Raw genomic sequence first — 16,313 nt, 5'->3', positions numbered from 1 at the left:
GGCCCGCGGCGGCGTCCGACAGCCCCAGCAGGCCGGGCCCGACGACACGACCGCGACAAGGGGTCCTGGGGCCGAATCGCCCGACGAAATCGGCTGGAACGAGAACCCGGAGAGCTCCCGTCCAACAGTGTGAGCAGGTAGCTCAGCACCCCGGGAAACGCTGGACACGGCGTCCGTCCGGGCCTTACGCCAGCATCATCCACGGTCGCGGACGACGGTCAGGGGCAGGCCGACGCGGTAGGCGGCCGGAGCACCCTCCGGTACGGCCGGACGTACCGGACGTACCGGAGGGACCCGCCGGTACGGCGACCCGAGCGGCGGACGCTGGTCCGGTTCGCCGTTGTTGGGCCACATCGCCATCGTGCGTTCAGCCTGCGCGACGATGGTCAGTGACGGATTGACGCCGAGATTGGCCGATATCGCCGCCCCGTCGACGACATGCAGGCCGTCATATCCGAACACCCGCTGATAGGGGTCGACGACCCCACTGGACGGGGAATCCCCGATCGCGGCGCCACCGAGGATGTGCGCCGTCAACGGAATATCGAAAATCTCCGTCAGCGTGCCGCCGGGAAAACCACCGATACGCCGGGCGATCCGCCGGGTCGCGTCGTTACCGGCCGGAATCCAGGTCGGGTTCGGCTCGCCGTGCCCCGGCCTGCTGGTCAGCCCGTGCCCGCCGAACAGGCCCCGCCGGCGGACAACCGTGAGCGAGTTGTCCCGGGACTGCATGACCAGCGAGATCATGGTGCGTTCCGACCAGCGCCACGGCAGCGGCGCGTAGAGGAACAGAAACGGATGACGCAACGCTTCGCCGACGAATGTGAGCCATCGTGGTATCCGCCGGCCGCCGTCCGTCATGAGGGTGGCCAACAGGGCCAACGCGTTGCTGCCCCGGCCGTATCGGACGGGCTCGACATGGGTGTCCGCGGCCGGGTAGAAGGACGACGTTATCGCCACGCCCCTGGTGATCCGCTCGTCCGGATGGAGCCTGGTGGCGCCGATGATGGACTCCGAGTTCGTCCGGGTGAGCACGCCGACCCGCGCCGAAAGCGCTGGCAGCACCCTGGTGTCCCGCATCGTGAGCAGGAGCCGCACGGTACCGAGCGTCCCGCCGGCGAACACCACCTGGCGCGCCCGCCACGTCCGCCGTCGGTGGCGAACCCAGGATCCGGTACGTACCGTCTCCACCTCGTAGCCGCCGTCGGGCAGCGGGCGCACGGTGGTGGCCTCGGTGTCGGGAAAGACCTGGGCGCCGGTCCTCTCGGCCAGATAGAGATAGTTGTGGTCAAGGGTGTTCTTGGCGTTCCAACGACAACCGGTCATGCACTCGCCGCACTCACGGCATCCGGTGCGGGTCGGCCCGGCACCCCCGAAATAGGGATCCCCGACTTCCACGCCGGGTTCCTTCCGGCCGTCCCGGCCGAAGAAGACACCCACGTTCGACGGTTTGAAGGTGTGCCCGACACCCATTTCCTCGGCGACCGCCCGGTATACCTCGTCGGCGTAGGTGACCGTCGGGTTCGACACCACCCCGAGCATGCGTTCGGCCTGGTCGTAGTAAGGCGCCAACTCCTCGCGCCAGTCGGTGACATGCCTCCACTGCGGGTCGGTGTAGAACGCCTCCAGCGGACGGTAGAGCGTGTTCGCGTACACCACCGAGCCCCCACCGACAGCAGCTCCGGACAGTACGAGCACACGGCCGAGCATGGTGAACTTCTGGAATCCGTGGCAGCCCAGCCGGGGTGCCCACAGATAACGGCGGATGTTCCAGCTGGTCCGGGGCAGCGCGTCGGGGGGAAACCTGCGGCCGGCCTCCAGAACGACGACCCGGTACCCCTTTTCCGCGAGTCGGAGCGCGGCGACGCTGCCACCGAATCCGGAACCAATCACGATCACATCGGCGTCCGCGCCCGCGGGCGCTCTCTCTTCCGATCCGGCGCGAGACGACTCTTCCGACCTGGCGCGAGAAAGGACCGGCNCCGGCGGCCGCCAGCGCCCGGCCGTCCAGCGCCCGGCCGCCACAGCGGGCTCGCTCTTCTCCGACCCGGCGCGAGCCCCCTCGCGGCGGCGGAATCGGCCCCGGCTCGCCGCGCTCCGGGTTGTCGTGCCGTCGGCGCCGGTCACGCCGCCGCTCGTACCGCCACCGGACATACGCTCACCCCCACCACATGTATCCCGCGCCCAAGAGATCGTCGTCCCGCGCGGGCCCTCTTCAGCGGAACCCTCCCCAGCCCGTACGGAAGTCTGTGCGGACCCGGACGGCTCCGGCCCCGAACGGGCCCCGCCCCCGGAGTTGGCTTCCCGGGCGGGGACGACCGCCGCGGGTGTGGTCGTCCCAGGCCCTGACCCGCGGGCCCACGGTCTCTCATCATCACCGCATCGGCCGCGAAGGCAACACATCTCCGCCGGCGGCGAGCCAGCCGATGTTCCAGCCAGCATCAACAGTGCTCGAGCGGGGCTTGCCCTAAGCAGCGCCGGTGGCGCGATGTGGACGGGTACGGGCCTGCGCGGCTCCGGCGGCCGCGGCCTGCTCTATCGCGGCAAGTTCTGGCAGGCCGGACGGGACCTGCCGCGGCATGGCCACGGGCGACGGGGCCTGCGCTGGTGCGGCCGCAGCCGGAGCGGCCGGGCTGGCACGGTGATCAGCGGCGACAGGTGCCGGGGCCCACGACCGGCACGACCGGCACAGGCATTCCGCGGACGACGCCGGCAGATGGTCCAGACGCCGCAACACATGGTCGACAGGGTCATCCACCCGGCCGGCTCCAGCGCTGGAGCCCACGGTGTCCACCAGGTGCATGGCCAGTTCCGCCGCGTTCCACAAGCCGGCGGCAAGGATGTGGACGATCCGGTCCCTGGCGACGGCAAGGGTCTGCGGGTCACGTCGGATGGCCCGGGCGAGCGTGGCGACGACCTGCTCGGCCGCTTCGGCGACCAGCCGTCGTGGGGAGACGGGCTGGGCCGGGCTGCTTCCCACGGGGGCCTGCCCACTCCCGTCCGCTGGCGCCACCCCGGCCCGCACGGCCGCACCCGGTGCGATCCCATCCGACGCCATCCCAGCCGGCTGGCTCCCGATCACCGGGATGACCCCGTCCGGGGCGACGGCCTCGTCCGGCGCGGTCGCGTCCGGCGCGGTCCCGCTCTGCCCGCTCGCGGGCGGCTGCTCGGTTTCGGAGCGAACGTTCCCGGGCTGGGCGCTCTCGGGGAATTCGGGCTGTGTGCTCCCTGCTGCCCCCGCACCAGCCGTGGACGAGGTGTCCACAGCCGAGACGGCGCCGGACCGTGTAACGGAAGGTGACGCCGTCATGCTCGTGGGAGGAGGCACCGGGGACACGGCCGCGGAGAAGGAACCAGCGGGGACGGACGCGGTGACCACGGAGTTGTCCCCGACCACCATCAGCGCCTTGGCCATGGCGGCGCCCGTGATGCGGGCGCGGCGTCGGGCGGCGGCGCTCGGCCGGTCCGAGGCGGGCCGCAGACCGGCCCGGCGGCGACGAGGTGTCACGGCGGCCGGCATGACGTCGGCTCGTTGGCCCGCCGGATACGGCGCGGCCGTGCTGGCCGCGGCGGCCGAGTCGGCCGCTACCGACGTACCAGCCGCTGCCGCTGTTGCCACCGCTGTTGCCACCGCCGCGGGTGTGCCCGTGCGGACCTGGCCGGACATGGTCAGCGCGAAGCTCGCGGGCCGGCGAACGGCGGGCCGGCTCAGCCCGAGCAGCCAGCCCAGATCCCGCAACAGCCTGATCTGTCGTTGCACGTGGGTACGGCTGTAGCCGGTCTCGGAGGCCAGCGTCACCAGCCCCGGAGAGCAGACCGCGATGGATTCGTCCAGGCCCGGGACTACCGGCTCGCCAACACGGACGCCGCAGTGGCTGGCAAGCGCGAGCGCGACGAGCTTGGCGGCGCGCGGGAGGCGCGAGCGCAGCACCGCGCGTTGCCAGGCCGAGGGATCCGCCACTGGTGTACCGGAATCGGGTGTGGGCATGAGTACCAGCACGCCAGGGATGGCAAGCTGCCTGCCGGCTGCGGCCTTCGCATCCGGCACCCGTGTGTTGTCGGCCACATTCCTCCTTCCGCCCAGTTGGTACCGACCAAACAGCGCGTCCCTAGCTGACAGCGGAGAGCTTCCCGCCGGGAACTCCACATCATCCGGAGACGCCATGTCACATCACGTCATGCCACGTCGCCAGAGGCAGCGTCCGACGTGACGGCGGACGCCTCGACCTATGGCGTGTCCGATGGATGCCTGGTCGCGCGAGCGGCGCCCAGACGACCAACATCCATCAGGCACGCCCCGGGCCAAAGACGGAACGATCGCGTTCCCGGTGCGCCACCGACGGCCCGGATTCCTCCGTCACCGTCGGGTCAGAAGTGACACGATCATATTTACCGGTGCCTCCGGGGTTCCCACCGATTCCGGGGTTCCTACTGGATCAGTCACGCTGATCCAGCGGTCCGGAAGCTGATCCAGTGGGCCCGGATGCACGCCCCCACCCTCATTCCTCGATCCAAGATCCTATTGTCGGACACGCCGACATCGTTCGATCCGCGTTCAAGCAAGGTACTCCGTCAGCAAGAACGACGAGGTGCCCGCCGGCCACCATCGCCACACGAGGACAACACAACTTCACGAAGTCGTTGTGTCAAAATTGGGTAACTGATTCATTTCTTTTGGCGGTCATCCCAGCCATCCACGCAAAGAGGGAGGCGGATAGCAGCGCCTGTCGAGATGATCCCCTGTCGGCGACGAAGCGCCCCGAACACCACAAAATCATCGGATACCCAAAAGGATACATCAAGTGATCGGGTCACGAACCCAAAAGATCGACGAATCGGACGCGCCAAGGATCGGGGCGAGCCGCACAACATCTCAACCGCATCCTGTAGAAGTACAAAACAAAACGCTACACAACGAAAATATGATCGATTCAGCGGCTGTCGGGTCCTGCCGCCCAGCCCTGACGCACAACCGTTTACATCGCGGTCCGAGGCGACGGGACAGCCATGATCGATTCTTCCGAGGCCGACCGACGCGGCCCAAGCCCGGCGGAGTCGAGATCTCCGGAATCGAGGGTAGCGAGCTCGAGATCAGCCTGGTAGCCGCGGCCAAGGGTGCGACGTTCGAGATCGAGAAGGTGCCGCTTACGGCCGATGCCACCGGCGTAACCCGTCAGAGAGCCGCTGGAGCCGATCACGCGATGGCACGGAATGATGATCGGGATCGGGTTGCGGCCGTTGGCGAGCCCCACCGCACGGAAGGCCGACGGCCGTCCGACGGCTTTGGCGATCTCCGCGTAGCTGCTGGTCGCGCCGTAGGGGATGGCCGCCACCGCCTCCCACACCGCGCGCTGGAACGGTGTGCCGACCGGATGCAGTGGGACGTCGAAAGTAAGCAGATCACCGATGAAATACGCCTCAAGCTGTTCGATCACGTCCCGCAGGGACGTCGGATCCGGCTCGATGGCATCCGGCCACCGGGACCCCGCTGTTGGCTCCCCCATGTGGATCGCGCGCAGGCCAACATCATCACCGGCGAGCAGCAACGGCCCCAACGGGGAGCTCATCCTTGCATATCGGGTAACGCCCTCCACGGGCACTGACGCTACCGTTCGGCTACTACAGGGGGAAACGACTGGGTCACAACAGCACGGGATGCGTGCGAAGATCACATGCTTATGGCCGAAGAAGCGATGAACATGATCCACTCAGGTAGTCATCCGCAAGATCGCAGGACGTCGTCGCGTACTCGGCAACGCTGGCAACCGCGTCCGCCTCCGGATGGGAGCCCAGCCAGGCCACCAGCAGCAGCCTGCGCAACAGGACGAACGTTGCGATCATGCTCTCCTCCTCGGCCGACACGGGCACGTGCCGTCGGTAGGAGGCGAGCCAGGCCTCGACGAGGTCACCCACCTCGGGCCGATGCTCGATGAAGGACAGGGACGCGGCCAGGTCGAAGAGGTACCAGCTGAACCCGCAGTCGTCGAAGTCGATGACCGTGGGCTCCTCCGACCGCCCGTCGACCAGCAGGTTCGCCAGGCGCATGTCCGCGTGGACGAGACCGAACCGGTCCGGGCCGGTACCGAACCGCTCAATCCTGCGGCGGATCTCCCCGACCGCCCGCGTCAGGACGGCGATCCCGCCACTGTCGATCACCTTCAGCCCGTTCTGATCGCCGTTGGCGGCGATACGGATCCCGTCCTGCCAGCTCCCCCACCGGCCCTGCGATCCGAGGGTCGTCCGCCACGTCCAGGCGAACCGGGTGAAGCCAGCCGGAGGCCGCCAGGCACGGGCATGCTGGTGTAGCCGCGCCGTGATCTCACCCAGCGCGCTGAACCCACGTAGGAGACCCACGGCGTCCGACGGGTGCGGCGAGGATCCCCGCACCCACTCGAAGAGCGCCGCATAGCGCGGCTCACCAAAACCAGCTGACCGTGCTCCCAGAACGGATTGATCATATGCGATCACCGTCACCAGTTCTCCGTCCCGGCTCGGGACCACCCGCGGTGTACGGATGACACCGTCATGACGCAGCGCCTGGATCCAGGCCAGCTCCGAAATGATCTCCTCAAGCGGATGGTAGCCGGGCCGGTACAGCCGTAACGCCCATCGGCGGCCCCCGGCCAGGTCGTCCACCTGGTATGTGATGTTCTCCGAAACTCCCAGAAAACTGACGGTGGGAGCAGAACCAAGATCATATGAGGTGAGCGCCCGCTCGGCCAGCGCATGCGCCCGGTCGAGGCCAGGCCACCCGAGGTCGGGAAGCACAGCGCTGATCGTAATCAGGCGGCGGTTCGCGTCCGGCAGCCGGCGGGAACGGGCAGGTCCATCGGGGGCGGGAGGTCATCGGGGGCGGGAGAAGGTACGCGGCGCCCCGTAGCCGGGGCCTCGCTCCGGTGGGCCTGTCCGGGACGTCCACCGCCACTGGACAGAGATCCGCCCCTCCACCACCCCGGGCACCTTGGGCACGGCGTGCAGCCAGTCGGCCTGGCAACGTCCGCCGAGAACAAGTAGGTCACCCGGACCCGGAGCGAGATCACGGGCGTCGCTGTCGTCGTTCAGAATCCGCCGCCCGGCAGGCACATGGCGGGACTTCACCAGGAACGGCCGGCGAGCACCCGTCGTGAGTATCGCGATCACCGTGTTGTCGAGCCAGCGCATCTCCCGGTCCCGATGAAAACCGACGCTGTCGTTGCCGTCCCGGTACCAGGACAATCCGAACCCGTCGAAATCAACCTGGTAGCGCCGGCGCAACGCGCGGTAGGCCTCAAGCAGGGCGGGAGAGGGCACCGCCCGGCCACGGGCGATCCAGGCGGTGAGCCGCGGTTCCTCCAGGTAGCGCTCATAACGCCACGCGCTGCCCTGTTTCCACGGCAGGGTGCGGGCCAGTTCGGCGTAGAGCTGCTCCGCGCCGGTCATCCAGTTACGCGCCACGTCGATCCAGGAACGGTCATCCAGCTGAATCCGCTCGAAGGTGGCGCCCGGGGCGATCAGGCTGGTACCGCGGGCGCCCTCCCCAGCCGTCCCGACGGAAGCGTCCGGCCCAGGATCGGACGTCCCGGCTGGGGCGGGGAAATCGGATGTCATGTCCGCTCCCTGTCGACGAGTCCCCACGCGCGCGTCCACGTGTCGATGAGGGCGTTCGCGTCCGCCTCGGAAACCTCGACGAGATCGTCGTCATCATGCCCGAGCCGGTAGAGACGAAGGTAGTCGGTCGCGTGCCATCGTCCGTCCCGGGAGAACACCTCGTCCGCGGGCAGCGGACCGTTCCGGCGACGGAAGATGCTTATCACCCCTTTTCCTGGAATCAGCGGATTGGTCGCGAAGTAGTATGTCGTCCGGCTCACCATGGCTCCTTACGTCAGATCCACTCCCTGTGTCTCCACTCCCTACGTCAGATCCACGGCGCCGGCCGGAACAGGTACCCGGGCGAAGACCGCGTTCTGTTCCGCGTCCAGTTCGCTTCGACGCGCCGCGCTGGTGCTGGGTAACCGGGCCTGCTCGTACAGTGCATGCGTGATCGTTTTCGCGTCGAAACTGTCAGCGGTGTGCAGCTGCAGCTCGAATGCCCGGCCGGATCCCGGATCGCGCCAGGTCGAATTGATCCCCTGATAGCCGTCGCCTCCCCATCCGTTCTTGAAGTCGAGCTGCTCGAAGCCATGGGAACGCAGGCTCGTCACGATGTCATGCACCGCCCCGCTGTAGGTGTCCGCGGGTAGGCGGACGGTGTAGCGGATCGAGTCCCGGATACGGGCAAGTGCCTCGCCGATCGAGACGTTGGGGGCGTTGAGCAATGTGACGGCGGCCTTCCGTTTCAGGGAGTCGACGGATTTCAACGCCTGGTCAAGACCCACCAGCTCGGCGTCTGGTTGACGTGCCACCAGTAATGATAATGGCACACGAATATCTGGTTCCGCCCCGGCGGCCTGAGCCAGGAAACGATCCACGGCGGCATTCTGTTCAGCGGTGAGCGTGAGCCCTCCGTCACCGGCCCACCCCACCGCACCTGCCCGACCGGTGACCGCGCCGTCGACGGTGGGCAGCACGCTGCCAGCATCCGCGGTGCCCTCGCCCGCCGACGGATTCCGGGCCGGAAAGTTCCGTGCCGACCTACTGGTGCGTGCCCCGGAGCCCCGGATCTCGGCGGCCAACGACGTAAGGCGAGTACCGCCGGCTGCCGGCGTGGAGCGTGTGAGGAGCCGGCCCCCGCGCAGGACCTGGCCGGCGCCGCGGACGCCGCGAGCGAGTCCGCCGAGCGTGACAAGCCCTCTGCTGCCGGGAACGCAGTCGAGCAACGCGAGCCCGACATCCCCCAGGGACGCCCGGCCGGCACCATACCGGGCGAGGGTGTCGGCAAGGACCACGAGCGCGGCGGCGAGCACCACCCACGCGGCCGGCCCACCGATGACGAGCGCGACCACGCCCAGGACGGCAACGGTGATTTTCGCGACCCGGACAGCCGCGTTCCAGAACCGTCCGGCCCGTTCTGTCAGAGCCTCCCAGAAATGCCGGGGCCTGTTCCGGATTCCCGCCCGGGAAGCTGCACGGATCGCGGCCGCGCAGATCGTCGCGGCATCCTCCCGCATCTGCCGCGCGGACGAGGCGAGGCGGCAGGCCATATCCAGGTCGGCCTGCGCGTCCTGGAAGGATTTTCTCGCCTGCTCGAGATGGGCCACGGCCACGTCACGGTCACGGATCGCCCGCGCGACCCGGGCCGGATCAGGTGGAGGCACCTCGACCGGGCCGGTGAGGAGGCTCGGGGCGATCGCGCCGGACACGCCAGGTATGACAGGGTCAGATACAGGGGCAGGTATGGCCAGCACGGGCGACGCGGAAATCAGCGTGCTCCGTGCCAGAGCGGCCAGCGCCCGGGCCTGGTCCCGGCGGGCGTGGGCGTCCCGGCCTCTCGCGAGCGCGGCATCCGCCTGTGCCTGTGCCGTCTCCAGGACCGGCCTGTAGGCGTTCAGTGCGTCCCCGACCATGCGGTGGGACATCTCGAGCGTGCGCAGCTGCCCGGGGAGTTCACCGAGCTCGTCTCGGTAGGCGTCGCCGGCCCGTCCCAGCCAGGACCGCGCCGCCCCGTCAGCGGTCAGCGTGACGACCTGGCCGCGGGCACATTCCACGTCCGCGGCGAACTCCAGGAGCCGGCGCGCGAGATCCCACACGGCAAAGGGGTCACCCGGCGCCGGATCGGCGTCCAGGCCGAGAACGTCCCAGCCCACGGGCCGACTCATTTCGGCCCACGACCAGAAGAATATGCGGGCCAGTTGCACCAGCCTGTAAACGGCCAGTCGATCTGCACGTACATGCCCATCACTCCGGCGGGTCAGGGGCGAAGCCAGGCGACCAACGTGGACATATGAACGGTAACGCGAGAACCGGCCGCACGCACCCCTCCGCCAAGGATTTCATGCCAGAACATTTGGCGACCCCCGCCAAATGTTCACGGCTCCACCGAATGGTCACGGCGAAGCCGCTCGGGTACACTCGACGACAGCATCCCGCGCAGCGGACAGGCAGCTGACATTCGGCGTTGACGACATCGAGATACCGGCTACTGTGGGTACACGGATTCGTCCGCGCGTCGGCACAAGAGCGCGCATGGAGCGCTATGACAAGCATCACAGGACGCCCGCTCCTCGAACGCACAAACAACACAGCCGCAGGTCAGGCCACAGCACGACCAGCACGGTCAGGGGGCAGCCAGCCAGTGAGCACCTTTCTTTTAGAGCACGTCCAGCAGGCCCCTATATCCTCGGCTATATCCTCGACCGGAACAACGGGAGGGGACGCGGATGACGATACTGGGTCTGCTGGCAGGCGCCTTGACGACGGGATGCTGGCTGCCACAGCTCCTGCGGTCCTGGCGGACACGGTCCGCCAGGGATATCTCCTGGACCTATCTGGGCATCCTCGGACTGGGGGTGACTCTGTGGCTGAGCTATGGCCTGCTCACCAACGAAATGACGATCATCCTGGCGAACGGGGCGACCGCCAGCGCCATCATCACACTGGCAGGCCTGAAGGCCTCGTTCGACCGCGAAGCCCGGAAAACCACATGACGACCGACACGGCGGTAGCGAGGGCACGGCCCCGGCGGCCCGCGCGTGCGGAGCGTGGACGATCGCGTTTCCGGTCGCATCCATCCGGACCTGACCGGCGGCCGCACATGCGGAGCGGGACGATCCGAGCAGGAGTTCGTGGCAGGCTCATGGCAGGCATCGTCCGCGGGAGGAGCGGGCCCGGTGGCCCCCGACGGGTCGCGAACAGAATCCGATATTCCCGAAAAGCAGAATTTCCGATGAACTTCTGATGACGCCAACCCACCCCTACAATCAGTATCCGGCGGAATACATCGATCAAGTGGTCGACTGCCGTTCGACTGGGTGTCGCCTCGTGGCCATATGGGTCTGCAAACGTGCGGACCCGGTGTTTCAAAGAGGGGACAAGACCCATGTCTGTAAGTCGTCGCCAGGTCATCGCCGGTACCGGAACGGCGGGTCTGGGATTCGTGTTTTCAGGAGCGGTCGGTTCGATCTTCGGTGAGACTGCCTCGGCCGCGGCGCCGAACGGGTTCCACGGCTATGGGGAGCTCATCCCCGACCCCGCAAAAATCGTCGATCTCCCCAAGGGCTTCCAGTACAAGGTTCTCTCCCGAGCCGGTGTGGACACGCTGCAGACGGGCGAGAAACTTCCGGGACTCCCGGACGGCTCGTTCGCCTTTCCCGGACGCAAGCGCAACAATGCGGTACTGGTACGTAACCACGAGCTTTCCCCGGGTGCGACGGACCCGGTTCCGCACCTGCCCGGGATCGTCTACGACCCGGGTGCCGCGGGTGGCACCACCACCGTCACGGTCGAGGGCGGCCAACTGCTCTCGCAGGTGGCGAGCCTCGCCGGAACGATCCGTAACTGCGCCGGCGGCAACACCCCCTGGGGAACATGGCTGTCGTGCGAGGAGACCGAACTGACTCCGGCCGATGACGCCCGCCTGACCAAGAGGCACGGTTACGTTTTCGAAGTGGACCCCCAGGGCCGCCTGAACGACGCCGAGGCCGTCCCATTGAAAGCGCTCGGACGCTTTGCGCACGAGGCGGTCGCGGTCGACCCCAAGACCGGGATCCTGTATCTCACCGAGGACGCGGGCTCGCCGCTCGGGCTGATCTACCGGTTCCTGCCGGCGAAGCCGCTGGGCGGCCCGGGCAGCCTGCGGGCGGGCGGGAAGCTGCAGGCGCTCGCGGTGGCCGGCGTACCCGATCTCTCCGTGTTCACCGAACTCGGCACCATACTGCCGGTCACCTGGGTCGACGTGCCCGATCCGGACGCGACGACCACGTCGGTCCGCAAGCAGTTCGCCGACAACGCGGTCACCCGCGTATCCAAGGCCGAGGGAATCTTCTGGGAGCGGACAAGCGCCTACATCGTCTCCAGCTATGCCAAGGCCAGCTCCAGGCTGGCAGGTGTGCACGAGGGGCAGGTCTGGGAGTTCAACCCGCGGAAGTCGACCATCGAACTGGTGGTCAGGATCGCCCCGGGCGGGCGTTTCGACGGCCCTGACAACATCACCATCTCTCCCTACGGCAGCAGCATCGTGCTCGCCGAGGACGGCGACGGTGAGAACTACCTGACCGTCGTGGGTGACGACGGCACCGTCTACCCGCTGGCACGCAACGCTCACTCCGACGGCGAGTGGGCCGGTGTGACGTTCTCCCCGGACGGCACATGGCTGTATGCCAACGCCCAGGTCGACGGCCTGACCATCGCGATCACCGGTCCCTGGCGAGCCAGGTAGGCAAGCAGGAGGGCAGACACGACAGAGGTAGAGGTCCCGTCCGTGGCGTTGTCGGAGCCGAAGCGACACGACAACGCCACGGCGTCACCGGTGCGGGTTACGCGGAACTCTCCAGTCAAGATCTATAGCAGCGCTCCGACCTGCGACCACGCCACGATCCAGCTGGTCGTACAGACGGGGCTCGGAGCGGTCCTCGGCCCTTCACGCCTTCCTTCCGATCTTTCCCGCCCCTTCCTTCGAGTTCTTGTTTTGCATTTGACAAGATCCTGTAGATTTTTGTTTTCGATTCCCCGGCCGGCCAGGACCTGACTGGCCGTATGGCAGGCAGGGCCAGCGGCCCCGTTACGTCCTTTCCTGGACCCTCTGCCCTGCCTTCTTGCCGGTCCGCGCCGTCTCCCGTCAGTTCGTCGGCCGGTCAGCAGGCTTCCTTCGATGGATATCTCGCCGTATCGGCGAGCAGTCGCTCGTAGCGCCGTTCCAGTTCCCTGCGGCGGGCGAGCAGCGGGGCGACGAGTTCCACCAGGCGCTCCCGCTCACGGACAAGCGCCGGACAGCCTGCGTGTTCCGCGTCCTCGACCGTTTTCCGGTCCTCATCGGTCGCACCTGGCTGTCGGGCCGCCTCTGCCAGGGCCGCCTCACAACGATCGGCTTCCTCGGCGACAGCACGACACGCCCGGTTCGCCTCCGCAAGCGCCGACCATGCCTGGCCCGCGGCGGCGTCCCGGCGGGCGATCTCCTCGACGGTCACCGACGTGGCGGCCCGTTCATGAGCGGCTATCAGTGGCTCGACACGTGCGCGGTGCTGGCAGAGCAGACGGTCCGCCTCGGCGGCTGCCGTCACGGCCGCGCCGAACTCGGCCTGCCGCCGCGACACGAGGCTACCGAGACGCGATCGCTCGTTGCGGTTGCCGAACCGGTCGCTCCGCCAGTCGTTGGCAAGTCTGGTCCGCTGTCTGCGGGCGTCCCGTAGCCGCCTCTCGGCGAAGAGCGCCATGGAGGCGGTGTGCGCGGCCCTGGCCTCCAACCGCTGAACCTCGGTGCGTAACCGGATGACCTCGGCGAGATCAGAACGTGCCCGCTCGACCGCGGCGAGGGCTGCGGCCGCGTCGCTGGCAGCCGACCGGCAACTGTCACGGACCCGCTCGGCCTCCCACAACCGGCGTTTGGCGCTGTCGCGGGCGGCAACGAGCTCCTCGACACGCTGGTCCCGCTCGACGCGTGTGCTCGCGGAGCGGAAGGCTGCGATGTCGAAACCGGTGAGCCGACGATCCAGCTCGGTGATCCGCAGCAGTTCGGGGGTTCTCAGCAGATCGAGAAGCTGCTGCCCGACCTCGTCCCACTGGTTGCGCAACGCACGCAGGCTGGCTTCGGCCGTGACCTGCTCAACCGCCGCGCCCTGTTCGACGACCCGTTCGATCCGCTCGACCCGTCCCAGCACCATGACCGTCCCCCAGGTTGGCCAAGCGGTGGTGCCCCGCAGCGGGTGAACCGTACGCGGCGATAACGACGAGAATTAACCGTATTACAGATAGTAAGAATACTAGCGGATCGGAACCATCCGCAACACATGCTGCCGGCGAAGGTCACCACATCCCGGGTGGCCCTCCACGCACCGGGCCCCACACTCCGGACCTCCACGCCCGAACGGCCGGGAAGCACTCCACACCCACCGAGAAGCGTCATGATGCCGACGATCAGAAGGCAACCAACACTCGAACAACGAGAATGATCACGATTTCCCGTCCGCGCCGGTACGCCTGGGCCGGATGGAGGGATGCCGGCCAGCAGATCGGCCGAAGTACGCGCCCGGCAACCATGCCCCGGAGCAGGTCTCGCATATGCACGTGCGAATGACCGTGCTGTATCCTTCCCGCAAAGTACGTGCATATGCACGCGCTAATGCTCGACCGCCCAGTTGCTCATCGGCAGAGGGGGAGGGAACGTGGTCCACACAGGAGGCGGGGTCGCGACCGTCACCCCCCGGCCCCGGAGCCGGAGCCGGAGCCGGAGCCAAGCAGCATCCGCGGTACTGGATCAGGTCGTATTTCGTGTCGCGATCGCTACGGTCCCGAGGTCGAGCCCGCGATACCTACCGAGCGCCCGGGACCGGCTTCCAGCGGCGGCCCGGAGAGGCTGAGCCTTCCGGACCTGCTGCCGCACCCGGATCCGAGCGGCATCCCGGATGCCGGAAACCATAATCATATCGTTTTCAGTCCCGTCACACGAAGGAGGCCAACTTGCCCGAGATCTACAACGGGATTTCCACAACCGCGTTACCAGTGGTCGTCTGGAAGAAAAGCCGGCGCAGCAACTCCCAGGGAAACTGTGTCGAGCTGGCAAGGCTGTCATCGGAGATCATCGCGGTCCGCAACTCCAGGGACCCGAACGGCCCGGCCCTGATCTACACCCAGGCCGAGATCGAGGCGCTCATCCTAGGGGCCAGGGACGGCGACTTCGACGAATTCCTGCGGTAGCGCTGGTCCGCCGGGGCCTGAGCTGTACCGTCCGCGCGGGGGCTGGGGTAGTCCGCCTGCTTCAGCCCGCCCGGTGCGGGCTTCCCCCCGATCAGAGCTCGTTTATGATCTTGTTCAGCGCCTCGATACTGGCGGCGGGAGGCACACTGTCGACGCAGAGACGATCCATCGCCTCCATGTAGCGGTCCACGTCCTCCCGCTTGTCCAGGTAGACCGCGCCGGCGAGTTGCTCGATGTAGACGATGTCCGGCAGGTCCGCTTCGGGGAAACGCAGGATGGAGAAGGCACCGCCCTCGGCCGCATGCCCACCAAAGCGGAAAGGCATGATCTGCAGGCTGAGATTGGGCTGACTCGCCAGCTTGATCAGATGTTCCAGTTGAGCGCGCATCACCGCGGGGCCGCCAAGTGGACGCCGCAGCGCGGCCTCGTCGATCACGACCCACAATCTGGGATGCGACGGTCTGGCAAGCAGCTTCTGACGGTTCATCCGCACGCTGATCCGACGCTCGATGTCCTTGGGCCGGGCCCCGCTGTTGCCGAGCGTTATGACAGCGCGCGCATAGTCCTCGGTCTGGAGCAGGCCCGGGATGAACTGCACCTCGTAGGTCCGGATCAACGTCGCGGCCTCTTCCAGGCCCAGGTACGACTGAAACCAGCTCGGGAGGACGTCGGTGAAATTCTGCCACCAGCCCGGCGTGTTGGCTTCCCGGACCAGTTCCATCAGCGGCGCTCGCTCGGCATCGTCTGTGACGCCGTAGAGGGTGAGCAGATCGGCCACGTCCCGCTCTTTGAAGCTGACCCGCCCCAGCTCCAAACGGCTGATCTTGGATTCGGAGCCTCGAATGCTGTACCCGGCGTCCTCCCGGCTGATGCCCTTCTCCTCGCGCAGCCGCCGCAACAGGGAGCCGAGGAGAATCCGGCGCACGGTGGGACCCCCACCGGACTCAAGCGCCGTCACAACCTGCCCCCTTCACCGTCGTCTGATCACAAGAGTATGACATCCGATCTTCACGACCTGACAGGTTCCGACACCTTCTGCACGTGCACCCGCGCCTTGCATTTGCACGCAACGAACGCCATGATGTGCAGGCAGCTGTGCTGATGTCACGCACACAGGGGGTTCCGGGGAGGCCGTGATGACAACCCACGGACACACCCGGTGTTCGACGACGCCGATGACGCCGTCACCGATCACCGGAACAGTGCCCGTCGTCATGGCCGTCCGGCGTTCCGGGGCCACGACGGTTCACCGCCGACAGCGCGGCAATGCGATCGGGTACCGGTCGGCGGACCGGTACCCGGACATGCCAATGAGGCATTCACGATCGCCTTTCCGGGCCGCCGGCCCTGGCGCGGAATGTCTTCCCGCCATGTGGTGTGAATCCGGGCACCGGAGGATCGTCGATCCCCGGGGCGGACGGACGGACGACGATGTCGGCGGGATGGCCAGCTGGCTGCAAGGGGATGGCAGGGCGGTCGCGGGGCGGCTCCTCTGGAACAGGGTGTGGGCGCATCCGTGGCTTGGTGCCACTGCTGGCGGCACCCGC

At 67.6% G+C, this 16,313-nt stretch carries 12 protein-coding genes; 3 read left to right on the top strand and 9 right to left on the bottom strand.

The features are described from left to right. Nucleotides 1-195: 195 nt before the first annotated feature. The 7 genes from FrCorBMG51_RS15825 to FrCorBMG51_RS25385 all read right to left on the bottom strand — a co-directional run bounded on the left by FrCorBMG51_RS15825 (nucleotide 196) and on the right by FrCorBMG51_RS25385 (nucleotide 9,734). The gene (locus tag FrCorBMG51_RS15825) at nucleotides 196-2,154 is read right to left on the bottom strand and encodes a GMC family oxidoreductase N-terminal domain-containing protein (protein WP_086055488.1); all 1,959 of its coding nucleotides are present in this window, start codon (nucleotides 2,152-2,154) and stop codon (nucleotides 196-198) included. 313 nt (nucleotides 2,155-2,467) lie between these two features. Then, nucleotides 2,468-4,066, bottom strand: coding sequence for a helix-turn-helix domain-containing protein (locus FrCorBMG51_RS15820; RefSeq protein WP_047223836.1), 1,599 nt, complete (start codon nucleotides 4,064-4,066; stop codon nucleotides 2,468-2,470). 910 nt (nucleotides 4,067-4,976) lie between these two features. Beyond that, entirely contained in the window at nucleotides 4,977-5,567 is a 591-nt protein-coding gene (locus FrCorBMG51_RS32610) for a methylated-DNA--[protein]-cysteine S-methyltransferase (RefSeq protein WP_047223835.1), read from the bottom strand. A gap of 109 nt (nucleotides 5,568-5,676) precedes the next feature. Then, nucleotides 5,677-6,768 carry a phosphotransferase enzyme family protein gene (locus FrCorBMG51_RS15810; RefSeq protein WP_047223834.1) on the bottom strand — a complete coding sequence of 364 codons (1,092 nt, stop codon included), beginning with the start codon at nucleotides 6,766-6,768 and terminating at the stop codon, nucleotides 5,677-5,679. A gap of 75 nt (nucleotides 6,769-6,843) precedes the next feature. After that, nucleotides 6,844-7,587: an alpha-ketoglutarate-dependent dioxygenase AlkB gene (locus FrCorBMG51_RS15805; protein WP_047223833.1), complete on the bottom strand. Its 744-nt coding sequence runs from the start codon at nucleotides 7,585-7,587 to the stop codon at nucleotides 6,844-6,846. Next, the gene (locus tag FrCorBMG51_RS15800; RefSeq protein ID WP_157180526.1) at nucleotides 7,584-7,847 is read right to left on the bottom strand and encodes a hypothetical protein; all 264 of its coding nucleotides are present in this window, start codon (nucleotides 7,845-7,847) and stop codon (nucleotides 7,584-7,586) included. Before FrCorBMG51_RS15800 ends, FrCorBMG51_RS15805 begins: the two co-directional genes overlap by 4 nt. A gap of 42 nt (nucleotides 7,848-7,889) precedes the next feature. Next, a complete protein-coding gene (locus FrCorBMG51_RS25385; protein WP_157180525.1) occupies nucleotides 7,890-9,734 on the bottom strand; it encodes a hypothetical protein in 1,845 nt (614 codons plus the stop codon). A gap of 561 nt (nucleotides 9,735-10,295) precedes the next feature. On the opposite strand from FrCorBMG51_RS25385, the gene FrCorBMG51_RS15785 reads away from it, so the two are divergent. Next, nucleotides 10,296-10,562, top strand: a complete 267-nt coding sequence (locus FrCorBMG51_RS15785) for a SemiSWEET family sugar transporter (RefSeq protein WP_047223832.1) — start codon at nucleotides 10,296-10,298, stop codon at nucleotides 10,560-10,562. A gap of 392 nt (nucleotides 10,563-10,954) precedes the next feature. Beyond that, nucleotides 10,955-12,292: an alkaline phosphatase PhoX gene (locus FrCorBMG51_RS15780; protein WP_047223831.1), complete on the top strand. Its 1,338-nt coding sequence runs from the start codon at nucleotides 10,955-10,957 to the stop codon at nucleotides 12,290-12,292. 415 nt (nucleotides 12,293-12,707) lie between these two features. Here the strand turns inward: FrCorBMG51_RS15780 and FrCorBMG51_RS15775 are convergent, their stop codons facing one another. Next, nucleotides 12,708-13,733, bottom strand: coding sequence for a hypothetical protein (locus FrCorBMG51_RS15775; RefSeq protein ID WP_047223830.1), 1,026 nt, complete (start codon nucleotides 13,731-13,733; stop codon nucleotides 12,708-12,710). Nucleotides 13,734-14,529: 796 nt separating this feature from the next. Between FrCorBMG51_RS15775 and FrCorBMG51_RS15770 the strand changes: the two genes are divergently transcribed. Continuing rightward, on the top strand, nucleotides 14,530-14,766 hold the full coding sequence (locus FrCorBMG51_RS15770; RefSeq protein ID WP_047223829.1) for a DUF397 domain-containing protein: 237 nt from the start codon (nucleotides 14,530-14,532) through the stop codon (nucleotides 14,764-14,766). A gap of 91 nt (nucleotides 14,767-14,857) precedes the next feature. Here FrCorBMG51_RS15770 and FrCorBMG51_RS15765 read toward each other — a convergent pair whose 3' ends face one another. Continuing rightward, complete coding sequence (locus FrCorBMG51_RS15765; protein WP_047223828.1) at nucleotides 14,858-15,724, bottom strand: helix-turn-helix domain-containing protein; 867 nt, start codon at nucleotides 15,722-15,724, stop codon at nucleotides 14,858-14,860. Nucleotides 15,725-16,313 lie beyond the last annotated feature (589 nt).

Source organism: Protofrankia coriariae (genome assembly GCF_001017755.1).
GTDB lineage: Bacteria > Actinomycetota > Actinomycetes > Frankiales > Frankiaceae > Protofrankia > Protofrankia coriariae.
Note: the sequence above shows the minus strand (reverse complement) of the source record. Positions and strands in the feature narration are given on the sequence as shown.